Raw genomic sequence first — 21,748 nt, 5'->3', positions numbered from 1 at the left:
CAGTCATCAGCCGAAGAGGAGCCCCGTGGAAGAGGACCCGATCGCCGGGACGATCGCCGCGATGATCCCGGCGGCACGGAGGGAACTCACCGAGCTGGTGGCCTTCCGCTCCGTGGCGGACCTGGACGTCAGTCCGCGCGACGAGTCCGAGAAGGCCGCGCAGTGGATCGCCGCCGCCCTGCGCGCCGAGGAGTTCGAGGACGTCACCGTCCTCGACATGCCGGACGGCTGGCAGTCCGTGTACGGCTTCCTGCCCGGCCCGCCGGACGCGCCGACCGTCCTGCTCTACGCGCACTTCGACGTCCAGCCCGCGCGGGACGAGACCGCCTGGACCAGTCCGCCCTTCACCCTGACCGAACGGGACGGCCGCTGGTACGGGCGCGGCACCGCCGACTGCAAGGGCGCCGTGCTCATGCATCTGCTCGCGCTGCGCGCGCTCACGGCGCACGGCGGGGTGCCGGTGAACGTGAAGGTGATCGTGGAAGGCTCGGAGGAGCAGGGCACGGGCGGCCTCGAACAGTACGCCCGCGCCCATCCCGGTCTGCTGGCGGCGGACGCCGTGCTGGTCGCGGACGCGGGCAACTTCCGGCGCGGGGTGCCGACCGTGACGGCGGCCCTGCGCGGTATCACCATGCTGCGCGTCCGGGTCGAGACGCTGCGCGCCGACCTGCACTCGGGGCAGTTCGGCGGTCCGGCGCCCGACGCCCTGACGGCCCTGCTGAAGATCCTCGCCTCCCTGACCGACGAGGACGGCACGGCCCGCGTGGACGGGCTGCCGGCGAACGGCCACTGGGCGGGGCTGGACTACCCCGAGGCGGACTTCCGCGCGGACGCGGGGCTGTTGGACGGAGTGCGGCTCACGGGCACGGGCAGGGTCGGCGACCGGCTGTGGGCCCGGCCGTCCGTCGGCGTGATGGGCATCGACTGCCCGGCCGTCGAGGGAGCCACCCCGACGATCCACGCGACGGCACGGGCCGCGCTCAGTCTGCGCGTCCCACCGGGCCAGGACGCGCGGACGGCGACCTCGCTGCTGGTGGCACACATCGAGAAGCACACCCCCTGGGGCGCCCGCGTCTCCATCGAACCGCTGGGACAGGGCGAGCCCTTCCGGGCCGACGCCTCGGGACCGGCGTACACGGCCATGGCGCGGGCCCTGAACACGGCGTATCCGGGGCAGACCATGCGGCTCGGCGGCTTCGGTGGAGGCATCCCGCTGTGCGGCGCGCTGGCCGAGCTGTACCCACGGGCCGAGATCCTGCTGCTCGGCCTCAGCGAGCCGGAGGCCAACATTCACGCCGCCGACGAGAGCGTCAGCGTTGACGAACTGCGCCGGCTGGCCGTGGCCGAGGCGCACTTCCTGCGGGGCTACGCGGCGAACGGCGTTCGCCGCTGGCAGGGATGAACACCGTGCCGCCGGGGTGCCGGCCGGGGCGAGTGGGGTGCCGGCGCCCCCCGTCCGGTGGCGCCCTCCGGTGGTCAGGGCCGGTGGTGCCGGCGCGCGCGGCAGTGGGCGTGCACCGGTCCCCGCCGGTCGCACGCCGGGCAGTGCCGTGCCGGGCCGTGCCGCATCGGCCCGCCGGGACGGCACGGCCGTAACCCTCTGCGGGGCCCGGCGTCTCGCGGGAACCTGCCCCTTCAACCCCCGGTGCCCGCGCTGAGGACGGTGAGGGACGCCTGGGAGGCGGTGCCGGACACCGGCACCGCGCCGCCGGTCCACGCGACGCGCAGGGAGTCCCGTTCGTTGGGGGGAGTGATGAGGAGCCAGGCCGGCTTCGCCGACTCGGCCCCGCTCACCCCGGGGTTGGTGAAGGACAGGCCCGACCACGCGCTCCGTCCCGGAGCGAGGGTGACCGGCGTCGCCCGGCCGGGCGTACGGGCCGGATCGGGGCCCAGTTGCCGACCGGAGGCGTCGGTGAACGCGGCTCCGGGATACCCGGTCACGGTGCAGGTCCGGCTGGAGGTGTTCGTCAGCACGAGGGGGAAGTTCTCCTGGCCGGCCCCTGGGTCGTCCGTTCCGAGCGAGGCACGCAGCTCGGAGGTGTGGCACCGGCCGCCCGTGGCCCCGGCCCCGGTGGCGGCCGCTGTGGGCGACTCCGCCGCGCCGGGCCCCGACGGTTCACCCGATGCGGGCGTCCGTGCGGGCGGGCCGGAGGTGGTGGCCGCCGCTGTGCCCGTGTCCGTCGTGGGGGAGGCCGACGGGCCGTTGCCGCCGTCGCCGCAGGCTGCGAGCAGAGCCGCCAGGGCAGCGGTGCCTGCCAGCAGGGCGGCGGCGGGCCGACGGCGAGGTATGTCCACCATGAGTACTCCTTCATAGCCATGCGTAGTTAGTTCCGCGCGGCAGCAAGAGTTGCATACATAGTCATTCGGCGCGTGTTAACTCAGCTGCTACGCATATGTGTCTTGGTTTTGCCAATGCTTGACGCTGACTCAGGTATCAATGAGTGAGCGGATGTCTTGTGGTCACCACAAAGTGACCTCAAGGGTCTAAGGTTCGAGGGGGCGGTGTGGCAACTTCCCCGTAGGCGTAACACCGCCCACCCCCACAATCGAGATGGATACGATGTCCCAGAATGCTGCCGCCGCGGCGGATGATCTGTTCACGCCCGACGACGTGGCGGGTCTGCGCGCGGCCGTCACCGGCCCGGTACTGGAGCCGGCGGATGCCGCTTACGCGGCCGAGTGTGCCACTTACAACGTCGCGCTGCCCACGGTGCCCGTCGTCGTCGTCGGCGCCACCAGCGCCGAGGACGTGGCCCACGCCGTCACCTTCGCCACCCGTCACGGCCTCGCGGTCGCCGTCAAGAACTCCGGCCACCAGGTGTCGCCGTCGGTCGGTGAGAGCACCCTGCTGATCACCACCACCCGCCTGACCGGCGTCGAGGTGGACGAGTCCGCCCGCACCCTGCGCGTCGGCGCGGGCGTGCGCTGGCACGAGGCACTCGCCGCCGCCGCGAAGGCCGGCCTCGCCCCGCTGGCCGGCTCCACGCCCGGTGTCGGCGTGGTCGGCTACACGCTCGGCGGCGGACTCAGCCCGCTGCTGGGCCGGGCCCACGGGTACGCGGCCGACCATGTGCGGTGGATCGAGGTCGTCACCGCCGACGGAGTCATCCGCACCGTCACCCCGGACGACGAGCCGGAGCTGTTCTGGGCACTGCTGGGCGGCAAGGGCAACTTCGGCGTCGTCACCCGCATCGAGTTCACCGCCGTCGAACTGACCGCCTTCTACGGCGGCGGACTCTGGTTCCCCGGCGAGGACATGGCGGAGGTGCTGGAGGTCTGGCGCACCTGGGCGCCGACCCTGCCCGAGACGGCGAGCACCTCCTTCGCGGTCCAGCGGCTGCCCCAGGACGACGCCCTGCCCGAGCCGCTGCGCGGCGCCTTCGTCCTGCACGTGCGCTTCTCCTACCTCGGTGAAGCGGCCGAGGCCGAGGAACTCCTCGCCCCGCTGCGGGCCGCGGGCACTCCCGTCCTCGACTCGATCGCCCCGCGCCCGGTCCCGGACATCGGCGCCATCCACGTCGACCCGGTCGACCCGCTGCCGTACGGCGAGACCGGATTCGGTCTGCGTGAGTTCTCCGCCGAGACGTTGGCGGCGCTGGTGGAAGCGGTCGGTCCCGGCTCCGACTGCCCGCTGGCGACCGTGGAGGTGCGGGCCCTCGGTGGCGCACTCGACCGGGAGCCCGGAACGCCGAACGCGGTGCCGTCGCGCGGCCTGCCGTACGTCACCTTCGCCTTCGGCGTCGCCGCGCCCCCCGACCTGCCCTTCATGGACGAACACCTGGCGAAGTACGCGGCGGCCCTGACCCCGTGGGCCGATGCCCGCAACGTGGTGAACTTCGTCGCCCCGGACGAGGCCGTGTCCGAGGCGGAGGTCCGGCGGTTGTACGGCGCCGAGCGCTACCACCGGCTCGCGGCGGCCAAGCGGCGCTGGGACCCGGACAACGTCTTCCGCCGCAACCACAACATCCGGCCCTCTTCTGCGCCCGTCGGAGACTGAGCGCCGCGGCCGACGGCCTCGGGCCCCGCGGGGTCGGCCCCGCACGCGTCCCTTCCGCCGCGTGACCCGTGCACGCGGCGGCCGGTCCGTGCGGACGTGTGACCGGAGCGGTGCCGCGCCGCAGCAGAAGGAGGACCCCATGTCTGGACCCCACGCGCGTGAGGTCGATGCCGTCCACGAACTCGGTGCGCACAGCCGGACGTACCGAGCGGACCGCAGAGCCGGAAGCCCGTACGCGGCGGACGAAACGGAGAGCGCGCGCCCACCCCGCTCCCACACCGGGGTGAACGGCGCGGCCGGCGACCGTTCCTTAGGGCCGGGCGGCCGGCTCGGGCAGGCCGAGGCGGAATCCGCCGCGGCGGGCGGCCACGGGCGGACCCCGACGGGACGGCCCGTGGTCGGCGTGCTGCCCACCGGCGACCCCATCTCGGAACTGGCCCTGGAGAACTTCGTGAGGCAGTGCCCGCAGCTGGTGTGGACCGCGGACAGGAACGCGGCGGACGTCGTCGTGGCGGCCCTGCACAGCCCGGACACCCAGGCCGTGACCCGGCTGCGCAAGCAGGTGGGGGAGCGGGTGTCGCTGGTGCTCGTGGTCGGCGGGGAATGGCGTGCCAACCTGCACCAGGCCGTCATCTCGGGAGTGCGGGCCGTGCTCCCGCGTACCGGCTTCACCTGGGAGGCGTTCACCCAGACCGTCCGACAGGTGCGCGCGGGCCACGCCGACCTGCCTCCGGCCCTGCAAGGACGGCTGATGGACCAGATGCAGTACACCTACCGGGAGGTGCTCGTGCCTCGCGGTCTCACCCCGGGGGGACTCACCGAGCGCGAGGCGAAGGTTCTGCAACTCGTCGCCGACGGCCATGAGCTGCAGGACATCGGCAACCAGCTCGGCTACTCGGAGCGCACCATCAAGAACGTGCTCTACGGCGTCATCAAACGGCACCGGCTGCGCAACCGTTCCCACGCCGTCTCCTTCGCCATCCGCTCCGGCCTCATCTGACGGCCCCCAGAGGCACGGCAGGCCGGCCCGCGCCCGCGGGCCGGCCCCGCCCGCGAAAGGAACCCAGGACTTGAGCACCACCGTAGCCAAGCGGGCCCCGCGCGAGGAGGGCCCCGTCATGCCCGAGGGCCAGGTGGAACTCGCCGAGCCACCGGTGCTCGGCGAACCCGCGCAGACGGACATGTCCTCCGCCCTCATGTACATCCCGATGGGGCTGGGCAGCGGCGCGATGATGCTGATGTTCACCCAGGGCAGGCCCGGACCGACGACCTACCTCATGTCCGGCATGATGGGCGCCTCGATCGCCGGCATGGCCCTGACCCAGCTGGGCCGCTCCGGCAGTGAGCGGCGCCGCAAGATGCGGGCCGAGCGCCGAGACTACCTGCGCTACCTGGCGCAGAAACGCCAACAGGCCCGGGAGGCCGCCGAACAGCAGCGCAAGGCTCTCCTGTGGGACAACCCCGACCCGTCCGCGCTGCCGGTACTCGCCGAAGGGAGCCGGCTGTGGGAACGCCGGCCGCACCACGACGACTTCGCGCGCATCCGCATCGGCACCGGCTCGCGCCGGGCGGCGCTGGAGTTCCTGCCGCCGCAGACCAGGCCGGTGGAGGACCTGGAACCGCTCACGGCGATGTCGCTGCGCCGCTTCACCCGGGCCCACCAGCGCGTGCCGCACCTGCCGGTGCCCATGGCGCTGCGCCGGTTCACCAGTGTGGAGTTCGCCGGTTCCGGCACCGACGTGCTGGCGCTGATGCGGGCCATGGTCGGTCAGCTGGCCGTCCTGCACGCGCCGAACGATCTGCGGATCGCCCTGCTGGGCCGCGGCATGGCGGCGACGGAATGGGAGTGGCTGAAATGGCTGCCCCACAACCAGCACCCCGAGGAGACCGACGCGGCCGGCCCCCTTCGCCTGGCCGCCGACGACCACGACGCACTGATGGAACTGCTGGGGCCGGAGGTGCGGGACCGGCCCGACCACGACCCGGACGCGTCCCCGAGCACCGCGGAGCCGTTCGTGGTCGTCGTGGCCCAGGACATCCGTGTTCCCGAGTCGTCCAGGCTGCTGGGCGGCGGCATCCGCAACCTGGTGCTGCTGGACGCCACCGGCGCGCTGCCCGGCGGCGAGCGCGTCCTCAGGCTGACCGTGCGCGACGGACACGCCGAGTACCCCTCCGGCGACACCACCGCCCGCATCCGCGCCGACTCGCTCAGCCGGGTACGGGCCGAACTCCTCGCCCGGTCCCTCGCCCCGATACGCCCCAGCGGCGCCATCGACCTGTCCGACAACTCGCTGGAGGCGGACTTCGAGCTGACCGCGCTGCTCGGGCTGCGCGACCCGCACACCTTCGACGTCGCCGCCGCCTGGCGGGCCCGGCAGGCCCAGTCGGCACGGCTGAAGGTGCCGCTCGGCGTCACCGAGCACGGTGAGGTCGTCGAACTGGACCTCAAGGAGTCCGCGCAGGGCGGCATGGGACCGCACGGACTGCTGATCGGCGCGACCGGTTCGGGCAAGAGCGAACTGCTGCGCACCCTGGTGATGGGCCTGGTCACCACCCACTCCTCCGAGGTGCTCAATCTCGTCCTGGTCGACTTCAAGGGCGGCGCGACCTTCCTCAACATGGACCGCCTGCCGCACACGTCGGCCGTCATCACCAACCTCGCCGACGAGATCCACCTGGTGGACCGGATGCGGGACTCCATCAACGGCGAGCTGACCCGCCGCCAGCAGCTGCTGCGCGACGCCGGCTACTCCTCGCTGTTCGAGTACGAGAAGGCCCGGTTGTCCGGTGCGAGCTGGCTAAGCCCGCTGCCCTCGCTGCTCGTCATCGTCGACGAGTTCTCCGAACTCCTGGCCGGCAAGCCGGAGTTCGTGGATCTGTTCGTGTCGATCGGCCGGCTCGGGCGCAGCCTCGGCGTGCACCTGCTGCTCGCCTCGCAGCGGTTGGACGAGGGCCGGGTGCACAAGGTCGAGGGCCATCTGTCGTACCGCGTCGCGCTGCGTACCTTCTCCTCCATGGAGTCCCGCAGCGTCATCGGTGTCTCCTCCGCGTATGAACTTCCCTCGGCTCCCGGCAACGGCTACCTGAAGATCGACACCACCAATCTGGTCCGCTTCAAGGCCGCCTACGTCTCCGGGCCCGCCCCCGCCCCCCGCTCGGCCGAGGACCCCACGGGGGGGAACGCCGAACCCGCCCAGGAAATAGCCCTGTTCGGGCTGGAGCGCCTGGACGCCGCAGAACCCGAGACCCTGCCGGTGCCGTCCGCGGCCGAGGCCGTCGCGGCCGGTCCCGAGGAACCGGAAGAGAGCGGCGAGAGCCTGCTGGAGGTGCTGGTGCGCCGGCTGGAGGACAGCGGTCCGCCGGCCCGCCAGGTGTGGCTGCCGCCCCTGAACGTCTCGCCCAGCCTGGACGAACTCCTGCCGGGCATCGAGCCCGACCCGCACCTGGGCATCACCGCCAAGGGACACACCGCGCCCACCCTCACCCGGGTGCCGCTCGGCATGGTCGACCGCCCCTACGAGCAGGCACGTGAACTGCTCACCACCGACCTGTCCGGCGCGAGCGGCCACATCGGTGTCGTCGGTGCCCCGCAGACGGGCAAGTCGACGCTGCTGCGCACCCTGATGATGTCGCTCGCCCTCACCCACACCCCCCAGGACGTGCAGTTCTACTGCCTCGACTTCGGCGGCGGCCTGGCCTCGGTCGGCGGTCTCCCGCACGTCGGTTCCGTCGCCGGCCGACTCGACCGCGACCGCGTGCTGCGCACCGTCGCGGAGATGAGCCAGCTGTTGGAGCGGCGCGAGCGGGCCTTCGCCGAACGCGGCCTCGAATCGATGGCCGCGTACCGGGCGCTGCGCGCCGAGGGTGCCGTCGACGATCCCTACGGTGACGTCTTCGTGGTGGTCGACGGCTGGGCCACGCTGCGCGCCGAGTACGAGGACGCGGAGAACGTCCTGATGGACCTGGCCGCGCGCGGCCTCGCCTTCGGGCTTCATCTCGTCGGTTCCGGCGTGCGCTGGTCCGAGTTCCGGCCACGGCTGCGCGATCTGATGGGAACCAAGCTGGAGCTGCGGCTCGGTGACTCGGTGGAGTCGGAGGTGGGCTCGCGGATCGCCGCCACCGTCCCCCACCAGCCCGGTCGCGGGCTGGTGGCGTCCGGCCACCACTTCCTGTCGGCGCTGCCCCGCATCGACGGCTCCGCCGAGACCGGGGACCTGACCACGGCGACCCGGTCGGCCGCCGCCGAGATCAACACCTTCTGGACCGGACGCCCGGCCCCCGAGGTCCGGCTGCTGCCCGCCCGGCTGCCGGCCGGTCAGCTTCCGCCGCCGCCCGCCGACAGCGAGGAGCTGCGGCTGTGCCTGGGGCTGGACGAACAGCGTCTCGCGCCCGCCTGGCACGATTTCGGCACGACACCCCACCTGATGGTGTTCGGCGACGGTGAGACCGGGAAGACCAACGCCCTGCGCCTGGCCATCCGTGCCGTCCTCGCCCGTTACACCGCCGACGAGGCGCGCATCCTGGCCGCAGACCCGGGGCGCGGCCTGCTCCGGGACATCCCCGAGGCCTACCGGGTGGGCTACGCGGTCGACGGACCCGCACTCACGGAGCTGATGAAGTCGGCAGCGGTGTCGCTCGGCAAACGCGTCCCCGGACCGGAGATCACCCCCGAGCAACTGCCCCGGCGTGACTGGTGGCACGGGCCCCGGCTGTTCGTCGTGATCGACGACTACGACCTGTTCTCCAGCAGCCCCGGCATGGCCTCGCCCACCTCACCCCTGGTGGACCTGCTGGCCCAGGGCCAGCACATCGGCCTGCACCTGATCGTCGCACGCAGTTCCTCCGGTGCCGCCCGCGCCATGATGGACCCCCTGCTGCGACGGGTGTGGGAACTGGGCAACCCGGCCCTGCTCCTGTCCTATCCCAAGGAAGAGGGCAAGTTCCTCGGCGAGGCCCGCCCACGCCTGCTGCCGCCCGGCCGCGCCCAACTGGTCACCCGACGCTCGATCGGCCTGGTGCACCTGGGACTGGTGACTTCCTCGTGACAGCCATCCGCCCGACCCCCTCGACCAGCGTCCACCGGACCCCCGTTCCCGCCACCCCTTCCCGCAGCGGAGCAACCCCATGACCACCTCACCCCCGCTGAGCCCGGCCGTCCCCGACCTCTGCCGTCTCACCGTCGAGGGCCTGGCGGGCCGGGCCGACCTCGCCGTACCGGTCACCATGCCGCTCGCCGCACTGGTGCCTGTGCTGCTGCGGCAGGCCGGAAAGCCCTCCGGTGAGGGCACCTCCTGGACACTTCAGCGGTTCGGCGAGGAACCGCTGGACCTCGACGGCACCCCGCAGACCCTCGGTCTGCGGCACGGTGAGGTGCTGTACCTGCGTCCGGAGGCGGAGGCCCTTCCGCCGCTGGTCTTCGACGACGTCGCGGACGGTGTGGCGCACGTCGTCGACGGGCGGCCCGGTCGTTGGTCGCCCGGGGCGACCCGGTGGCTGGCCCTCGTCACGGCCTGCCTCGCCGTCGCCGCCGCGGCGACCGCCGTCCTGCTCGCCGCTCCGGGCGGCACCACGGCAGCCGGAGCGGGCCTCGCGGCCCTCCTCCTGGGCACCGCCGCCGTCGTCGCGCGGCGCGGACGGGCGGACCGGGCCGTTGTCGCCGTCGCCGGCTGCGGCGCCCTGGTCCTCGGCCTGCTCGCCGGAGTGGTCTCCACTCCGGCACCAGGCACCACGGGGCTGCTGCTGGCCGCCGCCTGGCTCCTCGTCCTGTCCGGCGCGCTCCTCGCGCTGCGCACCCTGCCGCCGTTGGTACCGGCCACGGCCCTCGCCCTCGCGGTCACCACGGCCGCCGTCTGCGCGGTCCGTGCCGTGGGCTGCTCGGCCGCGCAGGCCACCGGCCTGGTGGCCGGGGCCCTGTTCGTGCTCGGCCACCTCGCTCCGCGTGTCGCGCTGCGCACCGCGCGCCTGCGCGTCCCCCATCTGCCGCACGACGCCGAACAGCTGCAGCAGGACATCGAGCCCGAAGCGGAGGAGGACGTCCAGCGGCGCACCGTCGTCGCCGTCCTGCTGCTGGACGTCCTGGCCCTCACCACCACGGTGATCTGCACCGCCGCCTGGTGGCTGCTGTCCCTGGACCGGGGCTGGATCGACTGGACGCTGCCGCTGGTCTTCGGCGCCGCGTTGCTGCTGCGCGCCCGTGCGCTGAACGGTGTGGTCCAGCGGATCGCGACCACGCTCGGCGGCGCCACGGCCCCCCTCACGGTCGGGCTCGCGCTGGGCACCCGCCACGGCACCGGGGCATGGGCCGTGGAACTGGCAGCACTGCTCGTCGCCGCGGTGCTGCTGCTGTGGACGGCGCAGCGGCTGCCCGACGGCAGGCTTCTGCCCGTGTGGGGGCACGCCGGGGACATCGCCGAGTGGGTCTGCTCCATCGCGTTGCTGCCGCTGCTGCTGCAGCTGGTGCACGCGTACGGCCACTTCCGCTACCTGGCCAGTTGAGGGAGCGGCGTGCAGACACAACGGGACCACCTCCAGGCCTACCAGTTCGCGATGGGCCGTCTGGCCGCGGCACTGGTGACAGGGCAGCCCGGCGACGGCGGCAGCCCCCACCGGCGCGGCTCGGTCGGCACCTTCTTCGGCTTCGCCCTCGTCCTGCTGCTCTGCGCGGGCTTCGCGGTGTGGGGCCTGATCGACCCGGTCGAGAAGGACACCTGGCGCCAGCGCGGTTCGATCATCGTGGAGAAGGAGACGGGCACGCGCTATCTGCTGCTCGACGGCACCCTGCGGCCGGTGCGCAACTACGCCTCCGCGCTGTTGCTGACCGGGCTCTCCGGCACCGTCCGCACGGCGTCCCAGGACGCGCTGGAGGCCGTACCGCACGGTTCACCCATCGGTATCGACAAGGCTCCGGACTCGCTGCCGGCCCCCGGCGATGTGGCTTCCGGTGGCTGGACCCGCTGCCTGCGCCCCGATCTGCCGGCCGGTGAGGTTCTCGATCTGACCCCGGCCGGGACGACGCCGGTACCCGCCGGGACCGCCGCCGTGGTCGCCGACCGTACGGGCCGCCGGTTCGTGCTGTGGCGCGGCGTCAAGTACCCGGTGCCAGCCGAAGGCACCCTCATCGCGCTCGGCCTGGACGGCGGGCGGCCGGTGACCGCTCCCGACGACTGGCTGGCCGAGGTGCCCTCCGGCGCGCAGCTGAGGGCCCCGGTCGTCCCGCACGACGGCGACCCGGCCGGCCGGATCGGCGGCGAGGCGGTGCGGGTGGGCCAGGTCCTGCGCACCTCCGCCGGCCGGGGAGCCGCATACGTCATGCTCAAGGAAGGCATCACGCGGGTGACGGCCACCGAGGCCGCCCTCCTCGCCGCCCGGCCCGGAGCGCCGGCACCGGCGACCGTCGACGCCGCCTCACTCGCCGCCGCGCCCGTCGCCCCGCACTGGCCGACGGCGCCCCTCCCCGACCTGCGCGGGGCTCCGTTGCCCGGCGCGGACGGCGGGCGGCTGTGCCTGCGCCAGACGACGGCCGGCGTCCATACCACCAACAGCCTGGTGCAGGAGCGGGGTGACGTGCTCACCACCAAGCGCCCGGTGCTGGTGGCTCCTGCCCACGGCGTCCTCGCCGTCGACCAGGACGAGCTGCGCGCACGTGTCGTCTCCCCGCGCACCTACCTCATCGACGACCAGGGCACCCTGTTCCCGCTCTCCGGCCGGGCGGCCCAGGACCTCCGGCTCAGCGGCCCCACCACCGCGATGCCGGCGCGGGTGCTGAAGCTGCTGCCTGACGGTCCCCTGCTGTCCCCGGACGCCGCTGCGGCCACCGTGAAGGAGAGGTGAGCGTGCGACTCGACGGCACGCTGGCCGCACGGCTGCGCAGCGGTCTGCGGCTGCGCCAGAGCGGTCACGCCCTGGTGGTGCACCGCAAGGGCGGACCGGACCCGGCCGCCGTCGCCCTGGCCGAGAGCGTCGCGGTGGACACGCACCACCGCGTCGTCGTCGCCGATCTGCCCGCCGACGCGCCGCTCACGGACTGGCAGGCGGCCGGCCGGCTGCTCGCCGGGCGGACCGACGGCATCCGCCTGGTCTTCGCGCACGCGGAGTCGTACGACACCCGGCGCATCGGCCAGGCCGTGGCCGAGACCGCGGGGGCCGCGGTACTGGCCGCGGACGGGACTCCCCGCAGACTCGCCGGAGGTGGCCTGTTCGTGCCCCGCGACCAGGGCGCGGGCTGGCTGCGCTTCCAGCCGGGACGACCGCCCGCAGCGGACTCCCGGCGCTTCCCCAAACCGCAGTGGGAGTTCGCCGCGGCCGATGAGCCGTGGAGCCCCGAACCGGGGACCGTCGTGGAACCCGTCGCCGCCGGGATCTGGCTGCGCAGTACCGGGGACGAACGGGGGATCGGCGCCCGGCACTGGCTGGTTGACCGAATTCCCGCCGGACCCGACACGCTGACGGTCGTCCTGGGCGGCCCCGGCACGGCCCCGGTCAGTCTCGCGTCCACCGTGCGGCTGTGGCACAGCGTGCTGCCCTCGGCCCGGGCCTGGTTGCGCTTCCTCCAGCTCGGGCCCGTCACCCTGCCCGGGAACGTGGACTCCTGCGGCCAGGGCCTGGCCGACGCCGTCGGCGAACGGGTCGTCTTCTACGCGGGCGTGCCCGCCCCGTCCCCGCACGCGGGCGACGGCGTGCGCGTCGAAGTCCCCAACCACGACGGAACAGCCGCGTGGCAGCCCTTCGTCACCGAGGTCCTGTACGTGCCGGGCACCGGCGGCAGCCCCTCGCCGCCCATCCTGCTGGGCCTGCGGGCACCGGTGCCGCTAGCGGCGCAGACCTCACCCGGGGTGTACGCCTACACCCCGGACACCGTCCTGGAGGTGGTGCAGAGCGGGCTGTGGCTGCGCTCACCCGCGGAACCCGCGGACGGGGACCGGGTGCGCCGCGTGGCGGCCGCGCCGGGCCGGGCGGCGATCCTCTACGACCGCCGGACCCCGGACGGCGGAGCACGGCTGCGCCTGCTGGCCGAGGACATGCTCCGCCAGCTCGACCCCGCGCTCCGCGACGCCTTCCGCATCGCCCCGGCGGACGCGCCGGGCGCCGCCCTCGGCTGGAGCGACACGGACTGGTGGGCGGCGGCCGACGACGGCACCGCCCGCCGGGCACCGGGTGCGGCCGGGGGCCGGCTGGACACCACCGAACCGGAGACCACCGCCACGCGGCGTGCGTCCGCAGAGCCGACGGAGGCGTCCGTACCTTCCAGCGGGACGCGGACGAGCGTACGGCGGCCCGCGCGGGAGGTGCGGCCGGGCACGGCGCATGCGCCCGGCGCTCCGGCGCCCGCCGAACCGCCCGCTCCCGTGCCTCCACGGGGCCGTCCGCCGCTCACGGCCGTCGGTCCCGTGGCCCCTGAAGGGGGCACCGGTACCGGGACGGCCGTCTCCGCGGTCGCGTCGTCGCAGCCGTACGAGCCCGTCGTGACCGGCGACGAACCGTACGGGCCGCCGTCCGCCCCGGAGCCGCCGGGTCCGCCGCCGGTGGCCCCGGAGCCGGGCGGCGTGCCCGGACCGACCCCGCCCGTCGGCTCCGCCGCGGGGACCGTCCGGAACCACGGCCCGGAGCCGGGCGTCCCCGCCGCTTCTCCGGGGGATCGTCCCGAGTTCTCGGGGCGGCCGACCCGCCGGGAGCTCGTCGCCGAGTCGGCGGCCGTGGCGGCAGCCTCACCAGGTGGGCGCGGGACCCCACCGGCGGACGCCACACGGTCCAGGACGTCCGGGGCGACGTCCGCCGGCGAGAGGCACGAGGACGACGCGTCCGCGTCGCCGTCCGCTGTCCCGTCACCGGGTGCCGCGCCCGCCGCGGCCGGCGACCCACCGGCTCCGGCAGGCGGAACCGCGCCCGGTGGCGCCGTGGTCCCGCCACCGAACGCTCCTTCGGCCCTCGACCCCGCGGCCTCTCCTGCCGCCGGCCGGCCGGTCGAGGAGACCGACGCTCCGCCCGCCGCTGCCGACACCGGCGGCACCACCGCCTCCGCGCACCTCCCGTCCGCCGTGCCCGCGCTGCCCCGGCTGCTCCGACTGGAGTCCGAGGCCGTGCCGGCGCCGGCGGAGCCTTCCGTCGTACCGGAGGAGCGGGCCGTGCCCGTGGCGCGGCAGCCCGCACCGCCCGCCGGCGGTGCGGGCATGCCGGGCGTCCGGGTGCAGCCGGTGCCGGCCGCCGCGGCGTGTGCCGTGCCCCCGGCTCGCGGGCTCGCGCAGGAACGGGAGTGGGTGCGCAAGAGGTTCGGCGCCCGGTTCAACGAACTCTCCGGCTCGATCTCCCGGGTCATGTCCGAATCCCCAGGCCTGCGGGCAGGGTCGGAGGAGGACACCATGGACGTCCTGACCGATCTGGCGTCGGCGCGGCTGTACCTGACCGGTGACCACGCGGCGGTGGACGCCGCCGTGCGCGGGGCCACCACCGGTCCGCACGTGCCGCTGGCGCGTTGCGTGTCCGCCGGACTGCTCCGGCTGCCGTCCTACCGCGGCCCCGTCCTGCTCCAGGCCCGTGCCACGGCCGCCGAGCTGGCCTGGTTCGAGGAGGGTCGCCGGACCACCGAGTGGTCCTTCTGCGTGGCGGCCACCCATCCGTCCGACGCGGAACCGGGCGCCGTCGACTTCCTGCTGTGGTCCATGACCGCTCGGCGCACCCGCCTGCTCGACGCCTCCGTGCCCGACCGGGTGGTTTTCGTGCCCGGCACCGCCTTCAAGGTGCTGCGGACCGACACCGAGGGCCGCCGGCCCGCTGTCCTTCTGCGTGAACTGTCCGCCTCCGAGGCCGGCCCGGACGGCGGCGGCGCCGGACAGCAGCGCGTGCCGCTGGACGACCTCGCGCTGGACGGCCTGTCCCAGGCACTGGAACTGCTGCGGACCCACCGGTCCCGTACGGCCGAACAGTCCTCCGGGCGCACCGCCCGCGCCGTGCCCCTCGGCGTTCCGCCGGGCCTGGTCCCGCTGAACGGCCCGAAACCGCCCGCCCCCGCCGACGGCGGGACGACGAACATGGGAGTGGAAGCGTGAGCCGGCAGGTCCTGACCGTGGCATCCGACGGACCGGGCGGGTACCGGTCCGTCACCGCGGCCCTCCGCGACGCGCGGGAAGGCGCGCTGATCACCGTGGCGCCCGGCCGGTACGCCGAGAGCCTGCACGTCACCGTTCCGGTCACCATCACGGCGCAGGACAGCACCCGGCCGCCCGAACTCCACGCGGACCAGGGCAGCGCGGTGGTCCTGGACGCGGAGGCGGTGGCGCTGTCCGGCCTGCACCTGACGGGGGCCGATCCCGAGGCCCCGGTCGTGGACGCCCGGCGCGGCCAGGCCGCCCTGGACGGCTGCCGGGTGGCCGGCTCCGCCTGGGCCGGACTGCTCGCCTGGCACGAGGGCACCGTCGCGTTGCGCGACTGCGAGGTCAGCAACGCACGCGGCGCCGGCGTCGTGGTGACCTCCGGCCGGGGCAACGTGGTGGAACGTACCCGGATCAGCGATGTCGGCTCCTCGGCCGTCGTGGTCGCCGAGCAGGGCAGGCTGAGCGTCCGCGACTGCCAGGTGGAGCGGGCTGGAGGCAACGGGGTCTGCGCGAACGGAGAGGCCCGGGTCGACGTCGAGGCCAGCCGGATCGACGGGTGTGCCAAGCCCGCCCTCGCGGTGGAACAGCAGGCTCGCGCCCAACTGTCGGACGTGCACGTCGCCGGGAGCGCCACGCTGGACGCCTACCTGACCAGCAGCGGGGAGACGGTCCTGAAGGACTGTCGGTTCACTGGCGCGGCCCAGCGGTCCGTGCACGTGGGCGCCGGCGCGGCGCCCTTGCTGCGGGACTGTGCCGTGGAGGGCGCGGGCGAGTACGCGGTGCACGTCTCCGCAGGCGCCCGGCCCCGCCTGGAGGAATGCGCGATCAGCGGGGGCCAGGTGGGTGTCGCCGTCGAGGCGGACGGGTCCGTGGAGTGCGCGGGCCTGCACGTCGCCGACGCCGCGCAGGCCGCGCTGCGCGTGGACGGCCCCGGCCGGGCGTTGCTGGAGCGGTTCACCGTGTCGGGGCGGCGGGGTCTCGCGGCCGTGGTACGCGGAGGCGGGCGCCTGGAGATCCGCGACGGGGAACTGGACGCGGCCGGCGGCATCGACCTCGACGACACGGCCGAGTCGCAACTGACGGGGGTGCGGTTGCGGGTACCGGGGGGCGTGGGACTGTCCCTGGGCGGCGCGTCGCGCGCCACGCTCACCGGGGCGTCGGTCTCCGACTGCGCGGTGGTCGTCGGCACGGACTGCGAACTCATCGCGCAGGACAGCGAGTTCAGCGGTTCTGACGGCGACGGCATCCGTCTGGCCGGTGGCGGGACGCTGCACGCGACCGGCTGCCGGTTCTCCGGAGCCCGCGGTCACGGTGTGCACGTCATGCCCGGCGGCCGGGCCGAGCTGACCGGCTGTGCGCTGACCGGCAACGCCGGCGACGGCGTGCACGCCCAGCCGGACGCGCCCGTCGTGGTGGTCGAGTGCGACATCCGTGACAACGGCGGCCGTACGCCGCGTGACCTGCCCGCTGAAGGTGGCGGGACCGCGTCCACCGACGCCCCCGGCCGGGCGAACCCGATGCACACGGTCGGTCCCCTCGCCGAACTCGACGCCCTGGTCGGTCTGGAGAGTGTCAAGCGGGAGGTCACCGGGCTGATCAACGTCAACAAGATGAGCCAGCGGCGCCAGGAGATGGGCCTGCCCATGCCGCCGATGAGCCGGCACCTGGTCTTCGCCGGCCCGCCCGGCACCGGCAAGACGACGGTGGCCCGGCTCTACGGCGCCGTCCTCGCGGAACTGGGCATCCTGAGCCAGGGCCACATCGTGGAGGTGGCACGGGCCGACCTGGTCGCCCAGATCATCGGCGGTACGGCCATCAAGACCACCGAGGTGTTCAAGAAGGCCCTCGGCGGTGTGCTGTTCATCGACGAGGCGTACACCCTGACCAACCAGACCCGCGGCACCGGCCCGGACTTCGGGCAGGAGGCCGTCGAGACACTGATGAAGCTCATGGAGGACCACCGCGACGAGATCGTCGTCATCGTGGCCGGCTACTCGGAGCAGATGGACCAGTTCCTCGCCTCCAACCCCGGCATGGCCTCCCGTTTCGCCAGGACGGTGGAGTTCCCCAACTACAGCACCGGGGAACTGGTCACCATCGTGCGCGGGCTGTGCGCCAAGCACTACTACGAGCTGTCCGACAGCGCCATGGAGGCCTTGCGACGCTACTTCGAGGACGTTCCCAAGGGCCCGACCTTCGGCAACGGCCGCGTCGCCCGCCAGGTGTTCGAGGAGATGATCAGTCGGCAGGCCTCCCGGCTCGCCGCGGACCCACCCGGGGACGACTACGAACTGAACGTGCTCACCGGCGACGACGTCCTGACCGCGCCGGTGGCGAAGGCCGGGACGGAACGGGAGGAACCGGGGGAGGGGGCCGTGCCGGGAAGCGCGGCTGCCGCGAGCGGGCCGGGCGCCCGGGCGGAGGCGGCGGTGCGCCGGTTGCGGGCGATGAGCGGGCTGGCGTCGGCCCGCGAGGCGCTGACGTCGAGGCTGCTGGAACTGGCCGAGAGCCGGGCCCCGGCCGCGGACCTGGTCCGCTTCGCCGGTGTGGTCCTGGACGGCCCGCCCGGTTCCGGCCGCCGCGCGCTGGCCGCCCGCTACGCCTGCGGCCTGGCCGAACTGGGTGTGTCGGCCACGGGCTGCGTGCACCGGGTACCGCTGTCCCGGGTGGGCGCCCACTGGCCGGAACAGCCCCTGTCCTGGCTGCTCGCGGCCCACGAGGAGAGCGCGGGGGGCGTCCTGCTGCTCGACGTCGATCCGGCGTTCGCCCACCGCGACGAACACGAACGCGGCGCGGTCGTCGAAGCGGTGACGACGGCCCTCGCCCGGCCGGACGGTCCGGTGACGTTGCTGAGCGGCTCGGCACCGCAACTGGTGCCCCTGCTGCGTGAACAGGACGCCCTGGCCGCCGGTTTCGCCGAGTACGTGCGTCTCCAGCCGTACTCCGCGGAGGAACTGGTGGGTGTGGTCGCGCGTCGACTGCGCGGCTGTGGAGCGGAGCTGACCGACGACGCGGGGGCCGCGTTGTTGGCCGAGTTCGGCCGGCGCCCCCCGCAGGGCGGGGCGTTCGGCGCGCACCGGCTCGCGGACCTGCTGGCCCGCCGCGTCGTGTCGCCCGCGGTGTCCGCCGCGCAGCTGTATACGGCGGGGGTGCTGACCGGGCCGGAACCGGGGGCGGCGGACGCCGCCGACGAGACCGGGCCCAGCCCCGAACGCCGTGCGGAGACGGTGCCGTCGCCCTGAGTGCTGGAGACGTCCCGGTCACCCGGAGCGGTCCACAGGAGATCCATACCCCGCGTGGGCGGCTCCGGGCAGAGACAAACAGGCAGAGTCGGCAGGCAGCCGGACCTCATCGGCCGCCACGCCGAAGGCGAGCGCGGCAGCCGCTCGATGATGGCACGAGGTTCGTTGGCAGGTGCGAACTGAGGCTCGCGCCTGCCCGAGCGCAGTACGAGACGAAAGGGCAGGACATGGCACTGAAGACGAACGTCGACATCGAGGGAATGGTCGCCGCGCAGGGCGCCTTCCAGACCGCTGTCGACGAGACCGGCAGGACCCGCACACAGATGGAGACCCAGATCACCTCGCTGATCGCGAGCTGGTCCGGTGACGCCGCCACGACGTACCTCGGCGCCATGACGGAGTGGCTGTCGGAGTACCAGCGAGTGTGCGAGGCCCTCCAGCGCATGCTGGAGACCTTGCAGAACAACACCCACCTCTACGGCAACGTGCACTCGGGCACCCAGTCCCAGGCGAGCGCGGTCGCACGCACGATGGCGACCCCCGCCCTGCCCGCTTTCCCCATCTGATCCAGGGGCCGCGGCTCATTCCCGGCAGCCGTGAACAACTCACTCCCCTTCCGAGAGGCAAGAAGATGACGTACTCCGTCGACCGTTCGAACGTGGACACCATCGTGGGCGAGATGTCCGCGATCACCAGTCAGCTCCTTTCCACCCTGGAGCAGCTCGACAACCAGACGGCGATCCACCTCAGCCAGTGGACCAGTGAGGCCCAGGAGGTCTACACGCAGGTGAAGGCCCAGTGGGACGGCGCGGCGGCCCACATGGCCCAGCTCGCCAACACCGCCACCACCACGCTCGGTCACATCAACGCCGCCTACACCTCCGGTGAGCAGCAGGGCATGAGGATGTGGGGGGCCTAGGGATGCAGCTTCCCAAGCCGCAATGGTCCGGCGGGCAGCCGCCTCCGACCTCGGGCGGCACGGTCAACGACAACGGAGCCTCCTGGCCTCCTCCGGCCGTGCCCGGTGGCGGCGGTGACGGCAAGCCCACCTCCGTGGACACTCCGTCCATGATCCTCTACGCGTCGAACTTGGAGTCGGTGCTTCCCTATATCGACACCGCGATGCAGCGCCTCGAGCCGGTGCTGGCCGCGGCCGGAGGTCTGCCGACAGGACGGACGCTGCGCAAGACCGTCGGATCCACCAGCAAGACCACCGGTACCTCATCGGGGTTGGCAGGCGCGTACTACGCCTCGCTCAAGGACGTCAAAGACGGGGTGACGGACCTCGTCGCCGCCGTTCGTGAGATGGCCAAGAAGTACGCACGCCTCGAAGACGCCAACCAGATGTCCGCCACCGACCTGCAGAAGTACCTGCAGAGCGCGCAGGCCGACTTCGACCAGCTCAACAAGGACCTCCCGACCACCTCGGGCGGCGGAAGCGGCGGTGGGGGCGGAACCGGCGGCGGAAGCGGGAGCGGCGGCGGCAGCGGAAGCGGGAGCTGAGCCCGGCCTGGCACCGTCATCTCTGCACCTAGGACACACACCATGCCTGAAGACAAGTACAACACTGGTGGGTTCTCACAGACCACCGACGGTGCCATCTTCCCCAATCTCAGTGATGAGCTGGACCGGCCGGACGCCTACAACGGGTGGGACTGGAAACAGATCATGGCTGCCATTCTCGGCAGCTCTCAGGGTGACAACACGCCGGCGAACGCCGACCACCGCCGTGGCATAGCGGATCCGCAGTCCCTGCAGGACGCCGCGGACGCCTTCTACTTCGTCCAGCGCACCCTTGAACAGGTCGCGTCGGTGATGGCGGACCAGACCAAAGCACTGGCCGGTCCCGATGGTCCGTGGCGAGGTGACGCGGCCGATGTCTTCCACGACACGATCGACAACTTCTCCAAGCGCATCGCGGCGGCGGCCGACGCGCTGGCCGGCGGTAAGTCAGGGCAGAACTCGGTGCCCCAGCAACTCGCCAACAATGCCGTCGCCCTCAAATGGGCTCAGGAAACGGTCGTGGCGATCGACAACTGGTATGCCCAGCTTTCCCTGAACTACGGCATGTACCACAATCAGCGGGTCGGTGCCATGAAGGACGGCCGGATTCCCATTCACGATGTGAAGGTCGGGAACACGCTGATCGAGCCTTTGATGCAGAACGACATGTACCAGGTCGCGAAGACCCTCTCCGGCAACTTCAGCCTCACCGTCGACAACGTCAAGCTTCCCGACTCGGTGAACGGCCCGAAGACCGACGGTGGCAACGGCGACCTGAACCCGCCCAAGGTGGACCCGCCCCCGGCCACGGGCGGCGGCGGCGACGTCAAGGTCCCCCCCCTCGGCGGTGGTCTGAGTGCCGGCGGTGGCGACGGGCTGCCCGGCTACGGCGGGAACCTCTCGAAGGTACCCGGGCTCGATGACACCGGAGGCTCGGCGACGCCCTTCCCCGGCAGTACCCTCGCCACCGACACGGGCGGCGGACTGGGGGACGTACCGCCCTTCGACACCGGCAACCTGGACGCGGCCCTCAGCCCCGGCGGCCCGGACGCCTCCGCCAGTCCGTTCCCCGGTGACACCAGCGCCTTCCCCGGCGGTGACACCAGCGCCTTCCCGGGCGGCGACCTGCCCGGCGACTTCGCGGCCAGTCCGTTCCCCGGCGACACGAGCGCGCTGCCGGGGGGCGAGGTCTTCCCGGGGGACACGAGCGCGCTGCCGGGGGGCGAGGCCTTCCCCGGGGACACGAGCCTGGGTGAGGGCGGTCAGAACCCGTCGGCCTTCACGGCCACGCCTTTCCCCGGCCTGACCGGCCTGCCGGTCGACGCGGCAGCCGTTCCGTCGACGAGCAGCGGTCTCACGGACGCGTCGGAGTCACCTTTCGGCGAGGCCGGTCTGCCCCAGGACTACCCGGGTGACCTGGGTCTTGGCGCGGCCGGCGGCCTGCCGGCGGTGAGCGCGGCCGACCTGCCCGCCGACACGGCGATACCGTCGGCGCTGCCGGGCAACGCAGCCTTGGAGTCGCCAGGCACCCTGCCGGACACGACCCCGGCGGAGTTTCCCGGGTCGGGTGATGCCTCGGCGGGGGCGGGACAGCAGCAGGGTGGTGCTGGTATGCCGTACATGCCGGGTATGGGTGGTTTCGGGGGTGCGGGTGGCGGTGCGGGCCAGGGCGCCCTGGCCGAGCCGCCGGATGCGGCGGGGTTGCTGGACGCGTCGTCGGTTCCCTGGGGTGAGGGTGTCGGTGGTGCCGGTGATGTGTCGGAGTTCGGCGGTGCGCCGGTGGAGCCGGGTGTGGCCGGGGAGGTGCCTGGTCTGGATCTGCCCGAGTCGACGCCGGCGGAGTTCTCCGGTGCGGGGGAGGCCGACGGGCGCACGCCGGCTGCGGCCGGTGCTGGTATGCCGTACATGCCAGGTATGGG

General features: G+C 73.4%; 13 protein-coding genes. 12 read left to right on the top strand and 1 reads right to left on the bottom strand.

What is annotated here, in order from left to right; genetic code table 11:
* The first annotated feature begins 25 nt into the window (after window positions 1–25).
* The gene (locus tag ACH4LD_RS39730) at window positions 26–1,402 is read left to right on the top strand and encodes a dipeptidase (protein ID WP_398057264.1); all 1,377 of its coding nucleotides are present in this window, start codon (window positions 26–28) and stop codon (window positions 1,400–1,402) included.
* A 233-nt stretch (window positions 1,403–1,635) separates the two neighbouring features.
* Here ACH4LD_RS39730 and ACH4LD_RS39725 read toward each other — a convergent pair whose 3' ends face one another.
* A complete protein-coding gene (locus ACH4LD_RS39725; protein ID WP_398057265.1) occupies window positions 1,636–2,298 on the bottom strand; it encodes a DUF4232 domain-containing protein in 663 nt (220 codons plus the stop codon).
* Between the two features lie 262 nt (window positions 2,299–2,560).
* Here ACH4LD_RS39725 and ACH4LD_RS39720 point away from each other — a divergent pair, with 262 nt between their 5' ends.
* The 11 genes from ACH4LD_RS39720 to ACH4LD_RS39670 all read left to right on the top strand — a co-directional run.
* Window positions 2,561–3,997, top strand: coding sequence for an FAD-binding oxidoreductase (locus ACH4LD_RS39720; RefSeq protein ID WP_398057266.1), 1,437 nt, complete (start codon window positions 2,561–2,563; stop codon window positions 3,995–3,997).
* A 139-nt stretch (window positions 3,998–4,136) separates the two neighbouring features.
* Complete coding sequence (locus tag ACH4LD_RS39715; RefSeq protein WP_398057267.1) at window positions 4,137–4,997, top strand: LuxR C-terminal-related transcriptional regulator; 861 nt, start codon at window positions 4,137–4,139, stop codon at window positions 4,995–4,997.
* 70 nt (window positions 4,998–5,067) lie between these two features.
* Entirely contained in the window at window positions 5,068–9,042 is a 3,975-nt protein-coding gene (gene eccCa, locus ACH4LD_RS39710; RefSeq protein WP_398057268.1) for a type VII secretion protein EccCa, read from the top strand.
* A gap of 79 nt (window positions 9,043–9,121) precedes the next feature.
* On the top strand, window positions 9,122–10,492 hold the full coding sequence (gene eccD, locus ACH4LD_RS39705) for a type VII secretion integral membrane protein EccD (RefSeq protein ID WP_398057269.1): 1,371 nt from the start codon (window positions 9,122–9,124) through the stop codon (window positions 10,490–10,492).
* Between the two features lie 9 nt (window positions 10,493–10,501).
* Window positions 10,502–11,827, top strand: coding sequence for a type VII secretion protein EccB (gene eccB, locus ACH4LD_RS39700; protein ID WP_398057270.1), 1,326 nt, complete (start codon window positions 10,502–10,504; stop codon window positions 11,825–11,827).
* On the top strand, window positions 11,824–15,039 hold the full coding sequence (locus ACH4LD_RS39695; RefSeq protein ID WP_398057271.1) for a hypothetical protein: 3,216 nt from the start codon (window positions 11,824–11,826) through the stop codon (window positions 15,037–15,039). The genes eccB and ACH4LD_RS39695 overlap by 4 nt, the downstream gene beginning before the upstream one ends.
* The gene (locus ACH4LD_RS39690) at window positions 15,036–18,326 is read left to right on the top strand and encodes a right-handed parallel beta-helix repeat-containing protein (RefSeq protein ID WP_398057272.1); all 3,291 of its coding nucleotides are present in this window, start codon (window positions 15,036–15,038) and stop codon (window positions 18,324–18,326) included. Before ACH4LD_RS39695 ends, ACH4LD_RS39690 begins: the two co-directional genes overlap by 4 nt.
* 227 nt (window positions 18,327–18,553) lie before the next feature.
* The gene (locus ACH4LD_RS39685; RefSeq protein ID WP_398057273.1) at window positions 18,554–18,892 is read left to right on the top strand and encodes a WXG100 family type VII secretion target; all 339 of its coding nucleotides are present in this window, start codon (window positions 18,554–18,556) and stop codon (window positions 18,890–18,892) included.
* A 65-nt stretch (window positions 18,893–18,957) separates the two neighbouring features.
* Entirely contained in the window at window positions 18,958–19,245 is a 288-nt protein-coding gene (locus tag ACH4LD_RS39680; RefSeq protein ID WP_398057274.1) for a WXG100 family type VII secretion target, read from the top strand.
* A gap of 149 nt (window positions 19,246–19,394) precedes the next feature.
* Window positions 19,395–19,829, top strand: coding sequence for a hypothetical protein (locus tag ACH4LD_RS39675; protein WP_398057275.1), 435 nt, complete (start codon window positions 19,395–19,397; stop codon window positions 19,827–19,829).
* Window positions 19,830–19,871: 42 nt separating this feature from the next.
* Window positions 19,872–21,748, top strand: a 1,877-nt coding sequence (locus ACH4LD_RS39670; protein WP_398106218.1) for a WXG100 family type VII secretion target, incomplete at its 3' end; no start/stop codon positions are given.

It is taken from the genome of Streptomyces sp. NPDC017676, from assembly GCF_044329325.1.
GTDB lineage: Bacteria > Actinomycetota > Actinomycetes > Streptomycetales > Streptomycetaceae > Streptomyces.
Note: the sequence above shows the minus strand (reverse complement) of the source record. Positions and strands in the feature narration are given on the sequence as shown.

Excerpts from the sequence above, each read along its gene's own strand:
- ACH4LD_RS39725 (WP_398057265.1), bottom strand. The coding sequence starts at position 2,298 with ATGGTGGACATACCTCGCCGTCGGCCCGCCGCCGCCCTGCTGGCAGGC.
- ACH4LD_RS39720 (WP_398057266.1), top strand. The coding sequence starts at position 2,561 with ATGTCCCAGAATGCTGCCGCCGCGGCGGATGATCTGTTCACGCCCGAC.
- ACH4LD_RS39715 (WP_398057267.1), top strand. The coding sequence starts at position 4,137 with ATGTCTGGACCCCACGCGCGTGAGGTCGATGCCGTCCACGAACTCGGT.
- eccD (WP_398057269.1), top strand. The coding sequence starts at position 9,122 with ATGACCACCTCACCCCCGCTGAGCCCGGCCGTCCCCGACCTCTGCCGT.
- ACH4LD_RS39685 (WP_398057273.1), top strand. The coding sequence starts at position 18,554 with ATGGCACTGAAGACGAACGTCGACATCGAGGGAATGGTCGCCGCGCAG.
- ACH4LD_RS39680 (WP_398057274.1), top strand. The coding sequence starts at position 18,958 with ATGACGTACTCCGTCGACCGTTCGAACGTGGACACCATCGTGGGCGAG.
- ACH4LD_RS39675 (WP_398057275.1), top strand. The coding sequence starts at position 19,395 with ATGATCCTCTACGCGTCGAACTTGGAGTCGGTGCTTCCCTATATCGAC.